Annotated in this window: 17 protein-coding genes and 1 tRNA gene; 7 read left to right on the forward strand and 11 right to left on the reverse strand. The window is 46.0% G+C overall.

The genetic code is table 11. The features are described 5' to 3' along the window. Positions 1-135 precede the first annotated feature (135 nt). A complete protein-coding gene (locus tag R7M72_RS12550; protein WP_064369501.1) occupies positions 136-2,196 on the reverse strand; it encodes a sensor histidine kinase in 2,061 nt (686 codons plus the stop codon). Positions 2,197-2,374: 178 nt separating this feature from the next. On the opposite strand from R7M72_RS12550, the gene R7M72_RS12555 reads away from it, so the two are divergent. Next, positions 2,375-3,724, forward strand: coding sequence for a sigma-54-dependent transcriptional regulator (locus R7M72_RS12555; RefSeq protein ID WP_053349389.1), 1,350 nt, complete (start codon positions 2,375-2,377; stop codon positions 3,722-3,724). A gap of 43 nt (positions 3,725-3,767) precedes the next feature. On the opposite strand, the gene R7M72_RS12560 is transcribed toward R7M72_RS12555, so the two are convergent. Further along, positions 3,768-4,976 (reverse strand): GGDEF domain-containing protein, encoded by a 1,209-nt coding sequence (locus R7M72_RS12560; protein WP_005374203.1) that lies wholly within the window; start codon positions 4,974-4,976, stop codon positions 3,768-3,770. 103 nt (positions 4,977-5,079) lie between these two features. Further along, the gene (gene brnQ, locus R7M72_RS12565) at positions 5,080-6,390 is read right to left on the reverse strand and encodes a branched-chain amino acid transport system II carrier protein (RefSeq protein ID WP_005374201.1); all 1,311 of its coding nucleotides are present in this window, start codon (positions 6,388-6,390) and stop codon (positions 5,080-5,082) included. Positions 6,391-7,226: 836 nt separating this feature from the next. Between brnQ and R7M72_RS12570 the strand changes: the two genes are divergently transcribed. The 3 genes from R7M72_RS12570 to lhgO all read left to right on the forward strand — a co-directional run bounded on the left by R7M72_RS12570 (position 7,227) and on the right by lhgO (position 11,684). After that, complete coding sequence (locus R7M72_RS12570; protein WP_005374185.1) at positions 7,227-8,237, forward strand: TAXI family TRAP transporter solute-binding subunit; 1,011 nt, start codon at positions 7,227-7,229, stop codon at positions 8,235-8,237. Between the two features lie 88 nt (positions 8,238-8,325). Beyond that, positions 8,326-10,449 carry a TRAP transporter permease gene (locus R7M72_RS12575; protein ID WP_206949469.1) on the forward strand — a complete coding sequence of 708 codons (2,124 nt, stop codon included), beginning with the start codon at positions 8,326-8,328 and terminating at the stop codon, positions 10,447-10,449. An 8-nt stretch (positions 10,450-10,457) separates the two neighbouring features. Continuing rightward, the gene (lhgO, locus tag R7M72_RS12580; protein ID WP_213870219.1) at positions 10,458-11,684 is read left to right on the forward strand and encodes an L-2-hydroxyglutarate oxidase; all 1,227 of its coding nucleotides are present in this window, start codon (positions 10,458-10,460) and stop codon (positions 11,682-11,684) included. A gap of 47 nt (positions 11,685-11,731) precedes the next feature. Here lhgO and R7M72_RS12585 read toward each other — a convergent pair whose 3' ends face one another. The 3 genes from R7M72_RS12585 to R7M72_RS12595 all read right to left on the reverse strand — a co-directional run bounded on the left by R7M72_RS12585 (position 11,732) and on the right by R7M72_RS12595 (position 14,708). Beyond that, positions 11,732-12,136: a hypothetical protein gene (locus tag R7M72_RS12585; RefSeq protein WP_017635518.1), complete on the reverse strand. Its 405-nt coding sequence runs from the start codon at positions 12,134-12,136 to the stop codon at positions 11,732-11,734. Positions 12,137-12,310: 174 nt separating this feature from the next. After that, entirely contained in the window at positions 12,311-13,309 is a 999-nt protein-coding gene (gene cydB, locus R7M72_RS12590; protein WP_005374173.1) for a cytochrome d ubiquinol oxidase subunit II, read from the reverse strand. A 10-nt stretch (positions 13,310-13,319) separates the two neighbouring features. Next, positions 13,320-14,708 carry a cytochrome ubiquinol oxidase subunit I gene (locus R7M72_RS12595; RefSeq protein WP_172563693.1) on the reverse strand — a complete coding sequence of 463 codons (1,389 nt, stop codon included), beginning with the start codon at positions 14,706-14,708 and terminating at the stop codon, positions 13,320-13,322. Positions 14,709-14,867: 159 nt separating this feature from the next. Here R7M72_RS12595 and R7M72_RS12600 point away from each other — a divergent pair, with 159 nt between their 5' ends. Both R7M72_RS12600 and R7M72_RS12605 read left to right on the forward strand, forming a co-directional pair. Next, positions 14,868-16,112 (forward strand): NADH:ubiquinone reductase (Na(+)-transporting) subunit B, encoded by a 1,245-nt coding sequence (locus tag R7M72_RS12600; protein WP_005374169.1) that lies wholly within the window; start codon positions 14,868-14,870, stop codon positions 16,110-16,112. Positions 16,113-16,410: 298 nt separating this feature from the next. Then, positions 16,411-17,811 carry a tryptophanase gene (locus R7M72_RS12605; RefSeq protein WP_203345267.1) on the forward strand — a complete coding sequence of 467 codons (1,401 nt, stop codon included), beginning with the start codon at positions 16,411-16,413 and terminating at the stop codon, positions 17,809-17,811. Between the two features lie 78 nt (positions 17,812-17,889). On the opposite strand, the gene R7M72_RS12610 is transcribed toward R7M72_RS12605, so the two are convergent. From R7M72_RS12610 to R7M72_RS12620, 3 genes are all read right to left on the reverse strand, one after another. Next, a complete protein-coding gene (locus R7M72_RS12610) occupies positions 17,890-18,501 on the reverse strand; it encodes a DUF2913 family protein (protein WP_017819727.1) in 612 nt (203 codons plus the stop codon). A 32-nt stretch (positions 18,502-18,533) separates the two neighbouring features. Then, positions 18,534-18,617: transfer RNA gene (locus R7M72_RS12615), tRNA-Leu, on the reverse strand. Next, positions 18,582-18,764, reverse strand: a complete 183-nt coding sequence (locus tag R7M72_RS12620; protein ID WP_021035910.1) for a hypothetical protein — start codon at positions 18,762-18,764, stop codon at positions 18,582-18,584. The genes R7M72_RS12615 and R7M72_RS12620 overlap by 36 nt, the downstream gene beginning before the upstream one ends. Before the next feature lie 412 nt (positions 18,765-19,176). Here R7M72_RS12620 and R7M72_RS12625 point away from each other — a divergent pair, with 412 nt between their 5' ends. After that, entirely contained in the window at positions 19,177-20,385 is a 1,209-nt protein-coding gene (locus tag R7M72_RS12625; RefSeq protein ID WP_017635515.1) for a NupC/NupG family nucleoside CNT transporter, read from the forward strand. A 54-nt stretch (positions 20,386-20,439) separates the two neighbouring features. On the opposite strand, the gene R7M72_RS12630 is transcribed toward R7M72_RS12625, so the two are convergent. Beyond that, on the reverse strand, positions 20,440-21,528 hold the full coding sequence (locus tag R7M72_RS12630; protein WP_170890229.1) for a DUF3541 domain-containing protein: 1,089 nt from the start codon (positions 21,526-21,528) through the stop codon (positions 20,440-20,442). Positions 21,529-21,597: 69 nt separating this feature from the next. Then, entirely contained in the window at positions 21,598-22,203 is a 606-nt protein-coding gene (locus R7M72_RS12635) for an alpha-ketoglutarate-dependent dioxygenase AlkB family protein (RefSeq protein ID WP_053349380.1), read from the reverse strand. Positions 22,204-22,291: the final 88 nt, after the last annotated feature.

Genomic DNA, 22,291 nt, shown 5'->3' on the forward strand with positions numbered 1-22,291 from the left:
TATATTTAGGAAATGTTTGTGGATTTATTGCTTGAGAATAGTGTAGGAGACACCTCGATACTTGTATCGAGATCGTATTTTTCTCAAACAGCGGGGATGCTTAGTTCTAATGATGATTTTGTAATCAATATCAACCTAGGCTGATTTGAACAATAGAGTGAAAGTCAGCCCATTTTGTTCATTCTTATGCACGGTAATTTGTCCGTTCATATCACGCATATTGTTGGCCGTAATCGCTAAACCCAGCCCCAATCCTTCACCAATTTTCTTTGAGGTTTGGAAGGGTTCGAACATGGATTCAAGCATCTCATTCGACACGCCACAGCCATTGTCACTGACGATCAGTTCGACCTGATTAACAGTTGGATTGACGATCAAGTTGAGCTGCGGGTTGGTGGTGTTGTTCATTGCGTCTAGCGCATTCGAGACAAGATTACCGAGTACCTGAAGCAGTCGTTGTTCTTCACCCATGACGTTAGGTAAGTCATGAGGAACTCGAACACGTACATCCACTTTGTCTAATTGGGTTTGATAAACGCGTAAGGTCTCTTCGAGTGCAGAGGTGAGAGAAATTGCCTGTAAGCTTTCTGGTTTGTTGTAGGCGAACGTCTTTAACTGACTGGTCATGCTTGCCATACGATCAATCAGCTTCTGTACCAAAACATTGTTGGCTTTCATCATCTCGGTTTCGCCACGTTCCGCTAGCAGCTCGTTTGTAGTGAGCAGGGTTCGCAAACCTGTTAGTGGCTGATTGAGCTCATGAGTGATCGCGCTCGACATGCGACCCAAAGCGGCCATTTTGCTCGATTCAATCAACTGGCTTTGTGCTTCTTTTAGCGCTTGAGTTCGCTCTTCTACTCGCTGTGCCAGTTCTTGGTTGACCTGTTGCAGTGACTGTTCGGCTTTTTTCCGCTTGCTGATGTCGATGATCGTTGCAAGGAAATACTGCTCGCCATGCCAAGGGAAACTGGTTAGCGAGAACAGGACAGGGAAGACGCTTCCGTCACTGCGTCTGGCAATGGTTTCGACCGTGCTGATCTCTGCGAGCTCTTTATGTTTAGGTAAGTCTTTCAGTAGCTTAAGTGTGGTGGAATTGGGATTGCCTGCATCGAATAACTCCCAAGCAAAAGCGTGTCGATTGACGCTTTCTGGTAAACAGAACAAACGCTTCGCCATTGGGTTGAGATCGAACAGTTGACCTTGTTCATCAATCAATAGCAAACCAACGTGGGTCTTATTGATCATCTGTTTCAAGCGGCGTTGGGACTCTTCCAACAGGGCTTGAATTCGTTGTTGGTTGATGTGCTTTTGGCGACGTTGTAGACCAATGATGACGAGTAATACAACCAATAAGAGCAACACAGCGACGCTCCAACCAATCACGTTGATGGTTTGTTGAATCGGCTTAGAAGGGGTGAGGTAGCTTACGTACCAATTCAAATCATCCAATTTAACGGTGTGCGCAAAATAGCGTTGCTGGTTGAGCGTCCACACACTGATATTGGTGTTGTCGTATAAGCGTTGCGTTTCTAACTGAACGGTGTTGCTCGGTTCGTTAAACCAGTCAGCGTTATAAAGCGCGCTACTCGATAGGAAAAAGCGTTGTTGACGATTCTGCAACGTGATGATGTCTTGGCTAGTAATGGTCTGTTCGGTCAACAAGCTAAGGTTGATTTGCACCACCACAATGCCAGCGATATCCAGACCATCGTAGATAGGGGCTGCAAGATAATACAATGGGCTCGAACCTTTGGTTTTGTTCACCAAGGAAACACCGCCGCCTTGGTTGTGAATTTGTTCCACAATGGCTTTTCGGTCAGACAGGCTAAAGCGCTCTTCGATTAAACTCGAGACCAATACTTCGCCAGAGTTAGACAGGATTAGCCAACCTTCCGTATTGGCGGCTTTATCTAGCTGAGTCAGTTGGGTTTGCAATGGCTCGTAATAAGTCAGATTCCCTTTCACAAACGCGATGGTTTCTGGGTTATTGGTTACGAGGTAAGGTAAGTGGTAGAAGCGTTTGAGTGCACGGCGAACTTCACCAATATAGTCGAGTAGTTTTTGTTGAGCTTCGGTTTGAGTTTGTACACTCAACCACTGACGGGCAACCTCTCTGCTGGCGCTATAGCAAGACAACATCAGCACTGCCGCAATTGCGACCACAAGCCATGTTTTGCCATTCCTTTTGCGCTGCATACCGACTCCATTCAGCTAGTGCGTTCTCACCAACAGTCATTAAAGAGTGCGCCTAACTGGTTGGATGTTAAAGACTTGTAAGCAAGAAGTGAGATCTAGCTCCTTTTCTCCTCAGTGGTTTTTGCTACCGTTAATAAAGATCGATTTCTTTCCCACCCCACAAAGCAGGCAGTAACTCATGGCTTTTGACGACATCCCTAAAATTGCACTTATCGAAGACGATGACATTGTTCGTCAGGCTACCAGCCAATGGCTGCAACTGGCGGGGTTCGATGTGACCTCATTCAGTTTAGGCGAAGAGGGCAAAGCGGCCATTCTGAGCCAAGAATTTGATGCGATTGTCAGTGACGTTCGCCTGCCAGACACCGATGGTTTGTCGATACTAGAAAGCCTGATTGCCAATCACGTCCCAACGCCAGTTATCTTGATCACCGGACATGGTGACGTCGATATGGCAGTAGGGGCGTTACAAAACGGTGCGTTCGATTTTATTGAGAAACCTTTCCAACCTGAGCGTTTATCCCAACGAGTAACCGAAGCGGTCGAGAGCTATCGCGCACAAACGTCTACTCAAGATCGCCAAGAGTACCTATCTAGCGTTAGCGGCTTAGAAGAGGTGTTGATTGGGCGAAGCCGAGTGATGCAACAGCTTAGAGAACAAGTAGCCAAGTTAGCACGCATTGATACTAACGTGATCATTTACGGCGAAACAGGTTGTGGTAAAGAGCTGGTGGCGACCAGTTTGCATAATGAAAGCCAACGCAGATCCTATCATTTTGTGCCAATCAACTGTGGCGCTATTCCTGAGAACCTGTTTGAAAGTGAGCTGTTTGGGCATGAAGCAGGGGCATTTACCGGAGCGGGTAAAAAGCGCATTGGTAAGTTGGAATACGCGGATAAAGGCACTTTATTCTTTGATGAAATCGAGAGTATGCCGCTGTCCATGCAGGTGAAAGTGTTGCGTTCATTACAGGAACATACGGTAGAGCGCGTTGGGGGCAACCAACAGATCTCAGTTGATTTGAGAGTGATCGCCGCCGCGAAAGAAGATCTCAATGATCATGACGAGTTTCGTCAGGATTTGTACTATCGTCTTAATGTGGCGCAGATCTATTTGCCACCGCTACGTGAGCGAGAAGAAGATGCGTTGATCTTGTTCGAACACTTTGCTCTGAAAAGTAATCCTGAGAGTCGTCTGCTGAGTGAAGCCGATAGAAAGGCCATTCTTGCTTACTCTTGGCCCGGTAACGTACGTGAGCTTAGGAATGTAGCGATGCGTTTTGCATTGGATGAAACCGTCTCCGTGATGGAAATTCTCTCCAGTCGACCATCCTCAACAACCGAAGAGACGCATGCGGGCGTGCCGTTGGCGATTCAGCTACATAACTTTGAACGTAAGGTGCTACATGATTCTTTAGTCAGGCATCATGGACGCATCAATGAGGTGATGCAGGAGTTGGATTTACCACGTCGAACCCTTAACCAAAAGATGCAGAAGTTTGGTTTGAATCGCTCCGACTATACTTAGTGCGATTTCTAGCTAATTCGAAATTACTGGCATAACAAACACGTTATGCGCTTTTGGCTGGAGCTGGGACAAACTTATAATTTAGGTCTTTACCTTCTCCAAACAAGGTAACGAGGTTCCTTCCAGTATGTTTAGAGCTATATAGCGCTTCGTCTGCTTCAGCAAGCGCCTCTTGAAGTGATTGCCCCTCAGATAACTGACTGATACCAAAGCTCATGGTCACTTCAGTTTTAAATGATTGCAAAGCGGTTTCAGTTTCGACCGCAAGGCGAATTTGCTCTGCGACAATTTTGGCTTGCTGTGCTTTTTCGAGCAAAACAATCATGAACTCGTCACCACCAAATCGCACAATGCAGGCGGACTCAGGAAGATGCTTTTTAAAAATAGTGGAGATCGTTGCCATGACGGAGTCGCCAACCGTGTGACCATAGTGATCATTAATCGCTTTGAACTTGTCGACATCAGTCATAATAATGCTGATTGCTTGGCTTTTTTTATGTGCTTTACTAACCAAGTTTGGAACGATTTCTTCCATGGCTCGACGATTATATAGCCCTGTGAGTGCATCTAAATGAGAGAGATCATTAATGGATTGCACCAAGCGTCCGTTAATTAACCACAGCATACTAAAGCTCAAAGCAACGATCAGGCAGATGCTAAATAAGAACGTCAGCTGATGGATAAGGCCTGCGACCATAAAGCTTGGTAACTCACCTGAAAAAGTACTCCAAAGCGCCCTAAATCCCATAAAAAAACTAAATCCAAAGAAAGAGTAAGCCATTGCTTTAACAGGGAGCTTTAAGTCCTTTTGGGTACCTTTAAGCATGGCGACACCACTAAAGAAGGTGACGATACAAATATACATGCTCAGATAAATAATGCGGCTTTTGATAGAAGGGTCATGGAAGGTGAAATAGTAAAATGAACCACTGAAAACAGGTGTTAACAAGGTAAGACAGTGAGCCAATTTTAAAGGGTATTGACGAAAAATGCTTACGCTATATAGCGTAAGCAAGAAGCCGACTAATATGAGAGTGTTGGCTATGACGATGGTCAGCCAGTCTGGCGCAGAGCCTCTAAAGCCAAGTAAAAAAGGGCCTAAACCAATAAACAGTAGTGATATCGAGAAGGTTTTTAAGCCTTTGACTCTACCCTGAGTGTATTGATAACAAAGCAGACTAATAGAGTAAATGCAAGAGAACAGAATAACGATAAAGTTCAGTGTTCTGATGTCTAGATACTGATTATCCATAGGCGACCCATATCAATCTTTCATTCAGGCAACTCCTTTGCCTGATATCAATAAGCGAGCTACATAGTAACGCACTTATTGAGCGATGTCTTATGTTAAACGGCTATTCATTCACCAGCTCGAATTGTTCGGTTTGGTTGGTTTTCGTCGTAAACAGCAGACCAACAATCATCATAAATACGCTAGGCACAATCCAGCTAGCAAAGTCATTGTACAGAGGCATGTAATTACCCATCCACTCATCAGTGGAACTTGGCATGTAACCTAGGATGTGCAGCGCATCAACACAACCAAACGTTAGAGCAGTGAATGCGGTTGCTACCACCATGATTTGCGACATCTTGTTGCGCACTGGTGCCATGATCATCAACGCAATCGCGACTGGGTGAAGCGCCACAACCGCTGGCAATGTGATAGCCAATAGTTGCTCTAGACCTACGTTGGCGATCAAACCAGCCAATACCATGGTCGTGATAACGCAGCCTTTGTAGTTCACTTTGCTGAAAGTGTTGTCGTAGAACTCACTGCCTGCGGTGGTTACGCCGATAGCAGTAGTCAAACACGCCAATACCATCACGGCACCTAGTAGTAGTGAACCAAACGCGCCGAAGTGGCTGAAGGTGAATGCCGTTAAAATGTCGCCACCATTGCTGAACTCAGAACCCAAGTATGAGCTTGTCGAGCCAATGTAAGCCAATGAGATGTAAACAAACGCCATGGCAACCGCGTACATCAAAGCTGCGATTAGCGTGTATTTTGCGGTGGCTTTCGGGCAATCCACACCCATGCTGCGAATCGCGCGGAAGATAATCCAACCAAAACCGATAGAACCTAATGCATCCATGGTCATGTAACCTTGGGTTAAGCCTTCAGCAAATGCACCAGATAGGTATGGTCCCGTTGCGGCAGTTAGCTCACCTGCAGGAGAAACCAAAGCCGTCACAGACATGATGATCAAGATTGCCATCAAGGCAGGCGTTAAGATCTTGCCTAGGTTGTCGACCAATTTACCCGGATATAGGGCAAATAGAATGGTGATAGCACAGAAGGCAATAGTGAAAGGCACCAAAGCTGCATCACCAAACATTGGCGCAAAGCTAAATTGGTAAGCCACGGTAATTGCACGTGGGATCACGAACGCAGGGCCAATCACGATAAACACCATCACCCAAAAACTGGTCGCCAAAGGTTTAGGTAGGGCAGCGGTTAATTTGTCTGAACCGTTTACGATAGCCACCATCACCAGTGCCATCGCAGGCAGACCTACACCCGTCAAGAGGAAGCCAGACATCCCGCTCAGAAAGTTTTCACCTGCTTGGTAACCCAAAAATGGAGGGAAGATCAGGTTACCCGCGCCTAAGTACATGGCGAAAGTCATGAAGCCCAAAGCGGCGATATTGCGTGCGCTTAACATTGTTATTCCTCTTATGTTTCGCTTGGAAGAAACTGAAAGGAATGGGAGGAGTATGTGGTGTTCCCGTCAGCTTCTTCTCAAGCTGACAGAAAGTTTAGATATAGCCTGTCAGCTCTGAATCAGTTTCAGAGAGAGCAGGAGGATCGCAGCAGCAACGCCAGATGGGCGTTTTAAAGCGAATTGTAATTGCGCAGTTGCTGACATGGGTGATCCTTAAAGACGAAAAAATACCAAGGAATACGTTTGCCTTGGCGTGTTGTTACACTAACGAACATAGGGCCATTGGCACAACCCCGAAGTAGAAAATAAGTTGATACGGTCAATGTTTATTTCTGAACTGGTGGATCGAGCTGCTTTTTAAATTAAAAATTAGAATAAATGACTTTTCATTTTTGTAACATGGCTTTCTTTGCTGTATTTTTGTGCTATTTGTAGTCGTTTAGGCTATAAACCTCAGCTGATAAATTGAGCAGTTTAGAATGATGCGCTTTTTCTTCTTATTGTTAAGACGCTCATTAGTTGCAATTCAATCCAAAATTGCATCGGCAAAATATTGCTTATTAGTGAATCGTGCATTTATTTTGTCTTGATCACATTTTATTAACCTTTTGCGATCTAGGCGTGCAACCTTCTCCTCTTCAATGAGCAAGATCTTGCTCATTACTTTGCTATCAAATCAGCATGATTTTGCTCATTTTTGATGTCTTTCAGCTCTTAGTTCAATAAATACAAAGGGTTAAAAGTTGGCATTTCAATTGCTCTAGGGAATGTGTTGTTAATAAAGGTTTAACATGATGTAAATCCCCAATCGTGAAACGACTACACGGAGAGTAATAATGAAAATGAATAAGCTGGTAAAAGCTTTGGCTGTCGCTGTGACTTCTTTTGGTATTGCTGCTAACGCTGCGGCAGAAGATCGTAGCTATATTCTTGCAACGGCATCGACAGGTGGTACTTACTACCCTGTGGGCGTAGCGTTGGCGACGTTAAGCAAAGTGAAGTTGGCACCAAAGCACCACTTCTCCCTTTCTGCAATCAGCTCTGCGGGCTCTGGTGAAAACGTTAAACTGCTGAATGAAAACGAAGCACAGTTCGCGATTCTACAAGGTCTTTACGGTGCGTGGGCTTGGTCTGGTGAAGGTCCTTATGAGAAGAGCGGTCGCCAAGAACAACTGCGTTCAGTCTCTATGCTGTGGCAAAACGTTGAGCACTTTATTGTTCGCTCTGACCTAGCAAAAACGGGCACAGTGACTGACCTGAACAACCTCGATGGCAAGAAGTTCTCTATCGGTAAGAAGAATTCTGGTACTGAGAACTCTGGTCGCCAAATCATGAAAGGTCTGAAGGTCGACCCTGATAAATTCAACCTTGCGTACATGGGCTACGGCGGCAGTGCGAGCGCACTTCAAAACGGCACCATTGACGGCATGAACACGCCTGCGGGTGTGCCAGTTGGTGCAGTAACCCAAGCTTTTGCTGCGCTGGGTAAAGACATTTCGATTCTCTCGTTTACTGACGAGCAAATCAAAGAGGCGAACGGCAACTACAACCTATGGACGAAGTACGAGATTCCTGCGAATACGTACCCGGGGCTAGATAAGCCGATCACCACCATTGCACAGCCTAACTTCTTGGCAGTTCGTGAAGATATCTCGGAAGAAGACGTTTACCAACTAACCAAAGCGATCTACGAGAATCTGCCTTTCCTACAAGGTATCCACAAAGCAACAAAAGCAATGGCGATTGAGAAAGCGATCGCTGGCTTGCCAGTGCCTCTTCACCCAGGCGCGGCGCGTTACTACAAAGAAATGGGCATCGAAATCCCATCAGACCTAATGGCGAAATAACGCTAACTTGGCCCCGAGTTTCGGCTCGGGGCATTTTATCCCTACCGATTTCTAAGATGGAAAAAGCCGCCAGAGCTTGGAGTATGAGATGAGCGACTCAATAGAAAAGGAATTGCAGAAGTTTGAGCTGCCCACGCGCACTGATTTTCCGTGGGTAACCACCACAATCACAGTGTTTGGCGTGGTGTTGTCTGCTTTGCACATTTGGTTTAATACCTTATCGACGTTACCAGAGTTATGGATTTCCGCGACCCACTTTGCTGGCTTTGCGGTGATTTGTGCGCTTTGGTATCCGGCTCATATCTCTCTCAAGCAGAGTAAGATTGCACTCGGTATCGATGTGTTAATTGCCATGGGCGCGGTCGCATGTTTACTCTATATTCCCTATGCCGAAGATGCGCTGTATGAACGTGGTGTTAAGTTCGTGACCAGCGATTGGGTCTTCGCCATCATGGCAATTCTGATTGTGATTGAGCTGATCCGACGCACCATGGGCTGGTTTATTCCAGTGCTGATTGTGGTGTGTTTAAGCTACGTTGTGCTTTGGGGTAAGTGGGCGACAGGTATTTTCCATTTCCCGGGTTTGAGCATGGAAACTTTGCTCTACCGTAGCTTTTATTCTTCTGAGGGCATGTTTGGCTCTATCTCACGCATCAGTTGGACTTTCGTATTCATGTTCATTCTGTTCGGTGCGTTTCTTGTTCGCTCTGGTGTCGGTGATTACATCATCAATGTGGCACGTGCTGCGGCTGGCAAAATCATTGGTGGTCCCGGTTTTATCGCAGTGATTGGCTCGGGATTGATGGGCTCAGTATCTGGATCTAGTGTGGCAAATACGGTTTCAACTGGTGTTATCAGTATTCCTTTAATGCAAAAAGCAGGTTTCCCTTCGCGCTTCGCGGCGGGCGTTGAAGCTGCGGCGTCGACAGGTGGTCAGTTGATGCCACCTGTGATGGGAGCGGGTGCTTTCATAATGGCGTCTTACACGCAAATTCCTTATGTTGATATTATTGCCGTTTCTTTCATTCCTGCTCTTATCTATTTCTTGTCTGTGGCGTTCTTTGTGCGTATCGAAGCCAAACGCAGCGGCGTTCAAAAAATCACGACCAGCGATGAATCTCTACTGAAAGTGCTGATCAGCGGTTGGCACAACCTTATCCCGCTGGCGGTATTGGTTACTTTGTTGGTTCAAGGCTTTACGCCAACTTACGCTGCTGGCTTGTCGATCATTTCTGTGGTGGTGGCTTCTTGGTTCTCAAAAGATCACAAGATGGGACCAAAAGCGATCATCGAAGCACTTTCACAAGGTGCGAAAAACATGGCGACAACCGCCGTATTGCTGGTGGGTATTGGTTTGGTGATCAACGTGATCAGCACAACGGGCATCGGCAACACCTTCTCATTGATGATCGACGGTTGGGCGAATGGTGACTTGTTCATCATGATCGTTCTGATTGCGCTCGCTTCTCTTGTTTTGGGTATGGGGTTACCTGTGACAGCGGCGTATATTGTATTGGGTACACTGTCTGCCCCTGCGCTTTACAAGTTGATTGCGGAAAACCAATTGCTTGAATTGATGGTATCGGGTCAATTGCCTGAACAAGCAAAAGCCATCTTTATGTTGGCAGCGCCAGAAAAGTTGGAACTGCTTAATACACCAATGGCGTTGGAAACCGCGAAAGAAATGGTGGCGTTAGTACCTGCAGACTTTATGGAAACCCTACTAGAGCAAAGTTTGGGTATGGAAGCGGTAGGCTTGGCATTGCTGGCTGCTCACCTCATCATCTTCTGGTTATCGCAAGACAGCAACGTAACGCCTCCAGTGTGTTTGACCGCCTTTGCTGCGGCAACCATCGCTAAAACACCGCCAATGCGTACCGGTTTGATGGCATGGAAAATCGCTAAAGGTTTGTATCTTGTACCGCTGCTGATTGCTTACACAGGCTTAGTAAGTTGGGATGTAACGTCGGTAATTACCGTGGGCTTCTTCGCCATCATCGGAACCTATGCATTGATTGGTGCGATTGAAGGCTACTTGGAAGGTCCTCTAAACATTCTGACTCGTCTCTTGTTGGTAGTGGTGGGTACATTGCTGGTTTGGCACGACATCCCAATGTTGGTTCGTGTGGCAAGCTGCGCGGTATTTGTCGCGGTGTTCATTTACAGTGGTCGCAAGTTCAAATTGCAACAATCTCAACTATCGGTTTTATAAGAGGTCGTATGAAATCAGTCTATGACTACATTATTGTCGGTGGCGGTATCGTCGGCGTATCGACAGCATGGCAACTGCAGCAACGTCACCCAGACAAATCCATTTTATTGGTTGAGAAAGAGTCCGGTTTTGCCAAGCACCAAACCGGACACAATAGCGGTGTGATTCATGCTGGGGTGTACTATGCTCCGGGCAGCTTAAAAGCCGACTTTTGTAAGCGTGGGGTAGAGCGAACCATTTCGTTCTGTGCTGAGCACGATATTCCGGTGGAGAACTGTGGCAAGTTGTTGGTTGCCACTAATGAGCAAGAAGTCGAACGCATGAATGCCCTCTATGAGCGCTGCCATGTCAACGGCATCGACGTAAAGCTACTCGATGAAGTTCAACTCAAACTGGCTGAACCAAACATCACAGGCTTGGGCGCGATTTATGTCAAAACCACCAGTATTGTCGATTATCGTTTGGTCACTGAGCAGATGGCGGAAGAATTCAAAAAGCTCGGCGGTCAAATCAGCTTGAGAACCAAAGTGGTGGCTGCCGAAGAGAAGGACGAGGAAGTCCAACTGACCTGCATTTCAGACGGTCAAACGATGCAGCTTAATACTAAGTTCTTGGTTACTTGCAGCGGCTTGATGGCGGATCGAATGACTAAGATGATGGGTATTCCAACTGACTTTCAGATCATCCCTTATCGTGGTGAATACTACCGCTTAGATAGCAAACACGACCAAGTGGTGAATCATCTTATTTACCCAATTCCCGACCCTGATTTGCCATTCTTGGGCGTCCACCTGACTCGTATGATTGATGGCAGTGTGACTGTTGGTCCAAATGCGGTGCAAGGCTGGAAGCGAGAAGGGTACGATAAGGTCAACTTCAGCTTGCAAGATACCATGCAAATGCTGAGATTCTCCGGTTTCTGGAAGGTAACACAAAAGCATCTAAAAACCGGATTGGATGAGTTTAAGAACTCGTGGTGGAAGCCGGGCTATCTCAAGTTGGTCAACAAATATTGCCCAAGCATCAAGGTAGAAGATCTCAAACCATATCCTGCGGGTATTCGTGCGCAAGCAGTGTTATCCGACGGAACCTTGGTTCATGACTTCTTGTTTGCCGAGAGCGCAAGAAGCCTGCACGTTTGCAACGCCCCCTCTCCAGCAGCGACATCTGCAATGCCGATTGGGGAGTACATTTGCGATAAAGTGAATGAAAAGATAGAGGCGAAAACGGTATAAAACAAAGGCGACGTAACGGTCGCCTTTATTGTATTTGAATCTGGGATTTAGGAGTTGCCATCTTTAGGGCAGAGTTCCCCTTTCTTGGCGTGTCTTTCTATCATGTAATCGCCTCGGGCACTGTGCAATACAATTGCATTCCAGACTTGACCATCTTGCAACTCGAACTCAAACGCATAATGGGTGCCGCCGACCATTTTCGTTCTCACCTCATGAATTGCTTTCAATTTATCATCGGCATTCATTTGATAAAGCACCATGTTAAGTGAACGTCTGGCGTCAGGAGTTGCTTCGGCAAGTCGCCAACGGCCCTGCTCGTCTGTTGCGGAGCAAATAGACCGCATTTTACTTTTAATGGCGGATGACATCTGCTTGTCTACGGCCAATGCATTTGGTGAAAACAGTGGAACCGTCAAAGGAATCAAAGTTACCAGAAACCGCTTTAAGGTCATAAAAACACTCCGTTGTTTTACTCTTGCTTGAGTATAGACCTCAATGGCTTCAGATGTGGTGCAGTAGACTCTGGGCCTACAATATCGCAGTTCGTATCAACGAACTGATGATAAACAAGGCGACCACGCTTACCAGCCAAATGCCAATGAACCACAAAATGGGTTTTAGTTTCATCAGTGATATCCTTCTCCACGTTTCATCTTGCCGCGGAAAACCCAGTACGAATAAGCCGTGTAGGCTATGATCAGAGGAAGTAATACCACCGCGCCGGCAAGTAAAAATGCCAAACTTTTGTCTGGCGCGGCGACGTCTTGATAAGTGAGTGCGAATGGGACCAAGTAAGGGAATGTACTGACACCGAAACCCATCGCGGACACAAGAAACAGGCCGATCGCAAGAACGTAGGCTCGGACGGCTTTGTGGTCGAGTAAGGCTTTGAATAGCTGCCAAATGAGTGCCGCTGCAATAATTGGTAATATGAAAAACAGTAGTGAGTTTGGTAATGAGAACCAACGTTCAAAGACGATATTTTGGCTCAATGGCAGCCACAAACTGGCGATAAATATACAGGCTACCATCGCTAGTCCCCATCGTCGCGCGACCACGTAATAGCGCCCCATCAGCTCTTCTGGAAGCTTGATTAATAACCAGCATGAACCGAGCAGGATATAAGCACAAACAAGCGCCAAGCCACAAAATACGCTAAATGGCGAAAGCCAATCAAACCATCCACCTGCGTATGCTCGTTCACTAACCTCTATACCTTGGAGCAGGGTTCCGAGCATAATGCCTTGCATCAATGCCGCGGTGAGTGAACCAATGAAAAAAGCGCTATCCCATAAAAACTTTCCGCGTTGTGTTCGGAAGCGATATTCAAAAGAAACCCCACGCAGAATTAACCCGAGCAGCATTAAAATCAGAGGAGCATAGAGTGCTGGCATAATGACCGCGTAGGCGAGGGGGAACACGGCAAAAAGCCCACCACCACCAAGAACTAGCCAAGTTTCATTCCCATCCCAAACAGGAGCGATGCTGTTCATCATCATGTCGCGCTCTTCATCGTCATTAGCGCTGAGAAATAGGATACCAATACCGAGATCAAAGCCATCTAACACGACATAAATCAGAACGGCGAGCCCAATCAAAGCGTACCAAATTAATGCGTAATCCATGAGTTAGCTCCTAGGTTAGATGGTTAGAATGTGTGATGGCATCGGTTTTCGTGCCATCAGGAAGTCGGCTATCTAGACCTTCTTCATATCGAGTTGGAGACTTACGCATCAAACGTAGGAGATAGAAGAAGCCAGCTCCAAAAACCACAAAGTAAACCACGATGAACGCCGTCAGGGAGACGCTCACCGCGGCGGCATCAATAGGCGATGCCGAATTGGCTGTGGTTAAAAGACCGTATACGGTGTAAGGCTGTCGACCGACTTCGGTAGTTATCCAGCCTGCTAAAACTGCAATGAACCCCGCTGGGGCAAACAGCACACAAATACGTTGAAGTGCCCTCGAATCAAAAAGTTTGCGACGTTTTCTTAGCCAAAGGCTCCACAAACCAATAACAAGCATGCCAAAACCAAGCGCGACCATGACTCGGAAAGACCAGAAAACGATAGATACAGGAGGGTGTTCCTCCTCTGGAAAAGCATCTAATCCCTTCACTTCACCGTTGAGGTCATGAGTTAAAATCAAACTACCGAGTTTGGGGATTTCCAGTGCGTATTCCATGCGTTTTTCTTCATCGTTAGGGATACCGAAGAGGATCAATGGCGCGCCTTGGTGAGACTCATAGTGCCCTTCCATCGCGGCGACTTTGGCGGGTTGATGTTCAAGGGTGTTTAAACCATGCATGTCTCCAGCAACGATTTGAATTGGTGTCACGATGGCAGCCATCCACATTGCCATCGAGAACATAATTCTGGCTAGAGGGTTATGGTTTGCTTTTAGTAAGTGATAAGCGGCAACGCCGGCTACAACAAAGGCAGTAGTAAGGTAAGCGGCGAGCAACATATGAACGAGCCGGTAAGGGAAGGAAGGGTTGAAGACAATCGCCCACCAGTCTTCTGGGATAAACTGTCCGGCTTCGTTGATACTGTAGCCCGCTGGTGTTTGCATCCAACTATTAACCGAAAGTATCCAAAACGCAGACAAAAACGTCCCGAATGCAACAATACAAGTCGCGGCGAAGTGAAGCTTCTTACCCACCTTATCCATACCGAAAAGCATCACGCCTAAAAACCCCGCTTCGAGGAAAAACGCAGTAAAAACTTCATAACCCATTAGCGGGCCCAGGATTGGGCCTGTTTTGTCGGCAAACACGCTCCAGTTAGTACCGAATTGATAGCTCAACACGATGCCACTCACCACACCCATACCAAAACTGATGGCAAAGATTTTGATCCAGTACTTATAGATTTGCATGTACTGTTTGTTGCCCGTTTTTAAGTACAAGCCCTCTAATACAGTGAGATAACTTGCCAAACCAATCGTAAAAGCTGGAAAAATAATGTGGAAAGAGACAGTAAAGGCAAATTGGAATCTAGCTAGGTCAATGGCGAGTGTGTCCATGAGCGGTCCCTTTTTCGTTGGATAAACTGTTCGCCGGATTTAAAGAGGAGACAGAAGAGTGGCGAACAAGGTGAAATACGAAGAAGGAAGACGAAGAGATTAAAAAACGATCGCTTTTTACACATGTGCGTACCATCTTTTAGATAAAGGAGGAGCGTTATGAGCCTTAAACATTACTTTGAGAAAGCGACACCTAAGTTTGGTCCAGGTGGGAAGTATCACAAGTTCTACCCACTTTTCGAAGCTGTCGAAACCATTTTTTACACGCCTGGTAAGGTAAACCAGGGCATGACTCACGTTCGAGATAGCATCGATTTAAAACGTATTATGATCATGGTGTGGCTGGCGGTCTTCCCTGCCATGTTCTGGGGTATGTACAACATAGGCCAGCAAGCGAGTGATGCCTTGTTGTATGGAATGGATCAAGCCTCAGCTCAGCAAGCGCTTGTTTCTTCATGGCAACTGAGTTGGGTATGGGGCTCGTTAGATGCGGTTTCACAAGCGGGGTGGGGAAGTAAAATGTGGCTTGGTGCTACTTACTTTCTCCCGGTTTATGCGACGGTGTTTATCGTTGGTGGTTTCTGGGAAGTTCTGTTTGCTATTGTGCGAAAGCATGAGGTAAATGAAGGTTTTTTTGTCAGCTCTATACTCTTTGCGCTGATCCTTCCCCCGACAATTCCACTATGGCAAGCGGCTTTAGGTATCACTTTCGGTATTGTTGTGGCGAAGGAGATTTTCGGTGGTACTGGACGAAACTTCCTAAATCCAGCTTTAGCAGGGCGAGCGTTCTTATACTTTGCCTATCCTGCCAACATGTCCGGTGGTGCTGTGTGGGTCGCGGCTGATGGTTACTCTGGCGCTACTCCACTTAGTCAATGGTATGAAGGCGGGCAAAGTGCTTTGATAAATAATATGACAGGACAAACAATTTCATGGGGAGATGCTTTTGTTGGTAATTTACCAGGCTCGATGGGTGAAGTCTCCACGTTGTTGATCGCACTAACAGGCTTGGTTCTCATCTTTATGAAGATTGCATCGTGGAGAATTGTTGCGGGCGTGTTGGTCGGTTTAATCGGAGCTTCATTACTATTGAATGCGATCGGTTCAGACTCTAACCCCATGTTCTCCATGCCGTTCTACTGGCACTTCGTGATTGGTGGGGTTGCGTTTGGTACCTTCTTTATGGCGACAGACCCTGTCTCGGCAGCTTTTACCAATAACGGGAAATGGGCATACGGACTATTAATCGGCGTGATGACGATTTTTATCCGAGTGCTGAACCCGGCTTATCCAGAAGGCATCATGTTAGCGATTCTATTTGCTAACTTATTCGCGCCACTTTTCGATTACCTAGTCAAAGAAAGTAATATCAAACGCAGAATGAAAAGGGCGAGACCTTCTTAAAATGAGGGTGACCTCACTGAAAATTGATTGAAAACTACACTATATTGAAAAGGTCAGAGACATGGGGTTTCTGACCTTTTATTTTTATCAGGAGGACGAAGACGATGAGAATAAAGGATATTCTCGATAGCCGTTTGGTGCTGTCGTTCTGGTATAACCTAGACTACTGCTTGTCTCTTCTTAGTAAAATCTCTTCTCGTTGATTTCCTCAATGCAATCGCATTGAAAAGCATTCTATCTATTTGTTTTTTAGTCTTACGTGAAACTGCGTAGGGCAATGCGTATAAGGAAATTAACAATGAAACGTATTCCAGAACCTTTCCGTATCAAAATGGTTGAGCCAATCAAAATGACGACTTTGTCAGACCGTGAAGTCGCGTTAAAAGAAGCGGGCTATAATCCATTTCTTCTTCGTAGTGATGATGTTTATATCGATTTGCTGACTGACTCTGGCACTGGTGCCATGAGTGATAATCAGTGGGCTGGCATCATGATGGGGGATGAATCCTATGCGGGGAGTCGAAATTACTACAACCTGTGTGATGCAGTGGAGCACTTCTTCGGTTATAAGCTCACCGTGCCAGCACACCAAGGGCGTGGTGCCGAGCAAATTTTGTTCCCCGCTTTGATTGAGCGTATGCGTCAGGTGCGTGGTGGCGAAACGCCAGTCTTTATCTCGAACTACCATTTTGATACCACAGCGGGTCACATTGAACTCAATGGCGGTAAAGCGATTAACGTGGTAACGGAAGAAGCATTCGACACCACTACGCCTTATGATTGGAAGGGCAATTTTGATATCGATAAGCTGGTGGCAACAATTGAAGCGCACGGCTCGCATAACATTTGTGCAATTATCACCACGATTACTTGTAATAGCTCCGGTGGTCAGCCTGTGTCGATGGAAAACATGCGCAGTGTGTACGAGATTGCAACCAAGTACGATATTCCAGTGGTGATTGACTCGGCTCGTTACTGTGAGAACGCCTACTTTATCAAGCAGCGTGAAGCGGGTTACGAGAATAAATCGATTCTGGAAATCATCCGTGAGATGTACCAGTACGGTGATATGCTCACCATGTCAGCTAAGAAAGACCCGATGGTAAACATTGGTGGCATGTGTTGTATTCGTGATCATAAGGAGTTGTTCCAGGCGGTGCAGACGCGCTGCGTACCCATGGAAGGATTTGTAACATACGGTGGCATGGCTGGGCGTGATATGGAAGCGCTCGCTCGCGGTTTGTATGAAGCCGCGGATGAGGATTTTCTTCACTATAGAATTAGCCAAGTTCAATACTTAGGTGAGCGCTTACGTGAAGGCGGTATTCCGATTCAATACCCAACGGGTGGTCATGCGGTGTTTGTGGATGCCGCTAAGATTTTGCCACATATTCCAGCGGATCAGTTTCCTGCGCAGGTATTGTGTAATGCTTTGTACTTGGAAGCGGGTATTCGAGCAGTAGAGATAGGATCGTTGCTGCTTGGTCGAGATCCGGAAACGGGTAAACAAAAAGCGTCAGAGCTTGAGTTGATGCGTTTGACCATTCCACGTCGTGTCTACACAAACGATCATATGGATTACATTGCGGATGCGATTATCGAACTGAAAAATTGTGCACATGAGTTAAAAGGGCTCACTTTCGAGTACGAGCCACCAGTGCTTCGCCACTTTACTGCTCGATTTAAAGAGATCGATTAACTCAAGTTTAAATCTAGATAAGCAAAAGGCCGCGAGTTTCACGGCCTTTTTCGATTCGTTTATTTCTTAGCGTTACAGTTACGCTAACTCTAATGTGATGCGAACGAACTGGTCGTCTTGATACTGCACTTCATAATTGAAGGTACCACTGGCGTAAATGCTGCCAAGGAAAAGTGAGCGTTGACTCATTGGTCCGCGGAACAGCATCGAAATAGGAGCGATTAGGGCGTTATTATCATCGAAGTGCTGATTTAAGTTCTCAGAAAGCACACACAGCAAACAGCCGTGTTGGTCGTGAGATAAGTCGACGTCTTCCGGTCGAGATAATAACACGGTAGTCCCCAGTTTCTTCTCAATCTCGTTGATCAGCAGCAAGTAGCTATCTAGATCGGGTTGAGGGTTGCTGGGTTTGTCTGCACCGACGCAGCGCTCGAGTAATACTTCCAGATTTCCGTTCTCACCTTTTGCCTGCTGAGTCAAAGACTTTAACGGCTTTTTAATCAGCTTATAGCGATTACTCTTCAGTTTTGGTTTCAGCCATTTCTGAAGTAAGTCATTACGTTCTTTAAGGGAGAGGCCATGCGAGGACGCGTGAATTTTAAAGTGCAGGTGTAATAAAGCGTGAACCGCAAGCTCACTCAGAAGTTGATTAGCATCTGTAGACTGTCTTGCCTGCTTAGAACTTTGCATTACACTCGAACAAAATTAGGGAAGAAGGATAATGGTGCCGAGAGAGGGACTCGAACCCTCACACCAAAGGCACTAGCACCTCATGCTAGCGTGTCTACCAATTTCACCATCTCGGCATCATGATGCTCTGAATACTCAGAGGCCTCGAAAGAAGCAACGCGAATTATAACCAAAATCCACCTGTTGGCGAGAGCAAAATGACGAATTTTGGCTCTTTCGAGTTTGATTGCATATTTATTGGTCACTTTTATGTTTTTTACCATCAACGCCTATCCTTATTTCCTTACTTTTATTAATGGTATGACGATGAAAGAGTGCTTTTGCCTAAATTTTGAACGCTTGAACGTTTGCGTAAATAAATGTGATGAATATCTCTTTTTGTTGGCTATACTTGCGTCCCGTTTAAGCGGGAATTAGGGTTTAGTTGTTCAGGACCCTTACCCATACAAGCCGTCACATGGAGCAGGCCAAGCAACATGCTCGCCAGCAGTGAATGACCCCACGGACCGGACCAGCTACGTTCAATTGCTTGTATAAGGTAAAAATAAGATGTCGAACTATTCGTTCTGTCTACATTCTGGATCTAAAAGTGAGTTATCACTCACTGCGTTGTCCCTTTCTTCTGCCAATTCCTTTGGCTCTTTTTTCTTTTTCAACGTTTAGTAGGTCCAGCTCATGAGTGTTCTATTTAGTCTATTTGGTATTGTTGCACTGCTAGGTTGTGCTTTCCTACTTTCTGAGGGTCGTTCTTCCATCAATTGGAAAACTGTATCTCGCGCCTTGATGCTACAAATGGGGTTTGCTGCTTTGGTGCTCTATTTCCCGTTGGGTCAAGCGGCGCTGGCGAGTTTAAGTAATGGTGTCGCGGGGCTACTCAGCTTTGCTGATGAGGGGATTAAATTCCTCTTTGGTGACCTCGCTTCTTCTGGCTTTATCTTCGCTATTCGTGTCCTCCCTATCATCATCTTCTTCAGTGCTCTTATCTCCGCCCTTTACTATTTGGGCATTATGCAAAAAGTGATTCAATTTATTGGCGGCGCTATTCAGAAGTTCTTGGGTACGAGTAAAGCAGAGTCTTTGGTTGCAACAGGGAACATTTTCTTATCTCAAGGCGAGTCACCACTTCTTATTCGTCCATTTCTTTCTAACATGACTCGCTCTGAACTGTTTGCTGTGATGGCTGGTGGTATGGCTTCAGTGGCGGGCAGTGTGCTTGGTGGTTATGCTGGTTTGGGTGTCGACCTCAAATACTTGATCGCGGCAAGCTTTATGGCAGCACCAGGTAGTTTGATGATGGCAAAAATCATCGTTCCTGAGCGTCAAACGCCAAGCGATTACAACAATATTGAGCTAGATAAATCAGAAGAAAGTAACGTTATTGATGCGCTAGCAAGCGGTGCCATGGGCGGTATGAAAGTTGCCGTTGCTGTTGGTACCATGCTTATCGCTTTCGTGAGTGTTATCGCGATGGTGAACACGGGGCTAGAAAACTTGGGCGAGATACTTGGTTTCTCTGGCGTAACGCTACAAGCGATTTTTGGTTATTTGTTTGCACCTCTAGCGTGGTTGATTGGTGTGCCAAGCCACGAAATTCTAGCTGCGGGTTCATACATTGGTCAGAAAGTGGTGATGAATGAGTTTGTTGCGTTTATCGATTTTGTGCAGCACAAAGCGACACTGTCTGAGCATACTCAAATTATTATCACTTTTGCGTTGTGTGGTTTTGCGAACATTGGCTCAATTGCGATTCAGTTGGGTTCTATCGGCGTGATGGCACCTGAGCGCCGCAAAGATGTTGCAAGTCTAGGCCTAAAAGCGGTTGCTGCTGGTACACTCGCTAACCTGATGAGTGCGTGCTTAGCGGGCATTTTTATCTCTCTCTAATTTAGATTGAAGATCCACACTAAAAACCCGCCTAAATGGCGGGTTTTGTTATTTCTAAGGCTTGGGCATTAAGCCGTAAGGTATCGATTTAAAAGCCTCTGGGTGCTCTTGATAAGTTGGCGCTTTATGTACCCCTTTCCAATCGAGCAGCATGATGGCTAGCACGTTACGGTGTTCGCCGTACTTGAGATCAAAGTTACCGTCGACCGACGGAATCATCCCTTTTTCTGCGTTGATTGCATGACGAATGGCTTGGCGGGTCTTCTTTACGACCGGATCATGGTCCAAGCCTGCTAACAAAAACGAAATGCCGACTTCCGCAATCACGTCTTCTTTGGCGCGCAGTAGGATAGTGTCGATGTTGTTGCGAAAGTAATCATAAATCCATTGGTGTTTCTTCTCGCTTACTCGCTCCTGATAATACTGTGAATCGGCAAAGATGATGTGCGTCATACCATAGAGTTTGTTCCAATACTGCTGAGCTGAAAGCATCTTATCTTTATCGTCGGGGTAGGTGTCACGGAAGGTTTGAGTGAATTCCTCGACCACATCTTGCTCTCCTAGCTGACGAAGCCAGTAGACTTGGTTTGCAAGCTGAGCTGCCCATGCCTCTATCATCTCTTTGTCCGTAACGTAACGCGAGAAATCGTAGCGCCTAATAATTTTTCTCAGCGTTTTGTCTTGTTTATGCTTTAGGCCATACTCGTTTGCTCTTGCCATTGCGCCAAGCAAATCCACACCAAGATAAAGGTACTCAGGATGGTGTTTAGTCACGGTATAGCGTCGCTGACCTCGTTCGGTTTCTTTCTCTTGATACGTGGTCAGCCTTTGAGATGAATAGAGAATGATGTCTTCTGGTTCAACGACTTCATTAGCAAATTGGTTTAACCGGCTGGCTACTTGTGCCATGTCGGTCCAAATGGCAGCGTGATATTTCTCATCTAATGTTTGGCGGTACATGCGCAAGCCAAAATGGCCCTCTTTAAACGCCGGGAAAGTGAACAGTTCTTGTTCGTAGGTACTACGAATCAACTGCGCTGATTGAGTATTATCGAGAAGCGGTACGTCTTCCTGTGATGCCTGAGCAGCAAAGGTAAGTGAGTAAAAGAGTAAGACCGCTAAGCTAAGAGGTTTAATACGCATAAATCCATTCCCTATGAAGTCCTGAACCTAAACCTACCATCAATATTAATTGAGAATGTAAAAGCTGAGTCAATAGTTAAAAATTTGCCTAAAAGTCAGGTTGATACGTTCATCTTTGGTTTTCGCGGTTTTTGGTACGCAGTGCTTCCAGTGATGCTGTAGCTCGCCAGCCATAATCAGTAAGGAGCCGTGAGAAAGCTCGTATTCAATCTCAGTTTTACAATGTAAATTTCTAAGCAAAAATCGACGTGTTTCACCTAAGTTCAAAGATGCGATAACAGGGTTTCTACCTAACTCTGGTTCATTATCTTGGTGCCAGCCCATTGAGTCTTGGCCGTGTCGATATAAGTTAGCGAGAACAGAATTAAAAGTGACATCAGCAACTGATTCACAACGCACTTTGAGCTGAGTTAACTCAGGAGTCCAAGGGTGAGGCTGCATGGTTAAGCCTGAGTAAGTATATGCTGCATCACCGTGCCACGCTTGTAAGCGAGGTTGAAGTACTGACTTGCCGAACATAGTAATGTGTTCTTGGTGCCATGGCAGTGTCTTTCGAAGTTGGTCAAAGTAATTATCCGCCTCAAGATGGTTAAGAAATTGAGGATCATAATAAAGTTTTCCTCTTTCTACTTCTTGCCATAGATCGCCGCCAAATAAATCGCCTTGTTGATGCATCATCTCACACCTAAAACATAAAAGTTGTCAATCACTGTTACCTTTCTGATTATGATTGGTTATTCTTGTGATAATAAGAATTTTAACA

It is taken from the genome of Vibrio sp. YT-18 (assembly GCF_033337345.1).
In the GTDB taxonomy this organism is placed as follows: domain Bacteria; phylum Pseudomonadota; class Gammaproteobacteria; order Enterobacterales; family Vibrionaceae; genus Vibrio; species Vibrio alginolyticus.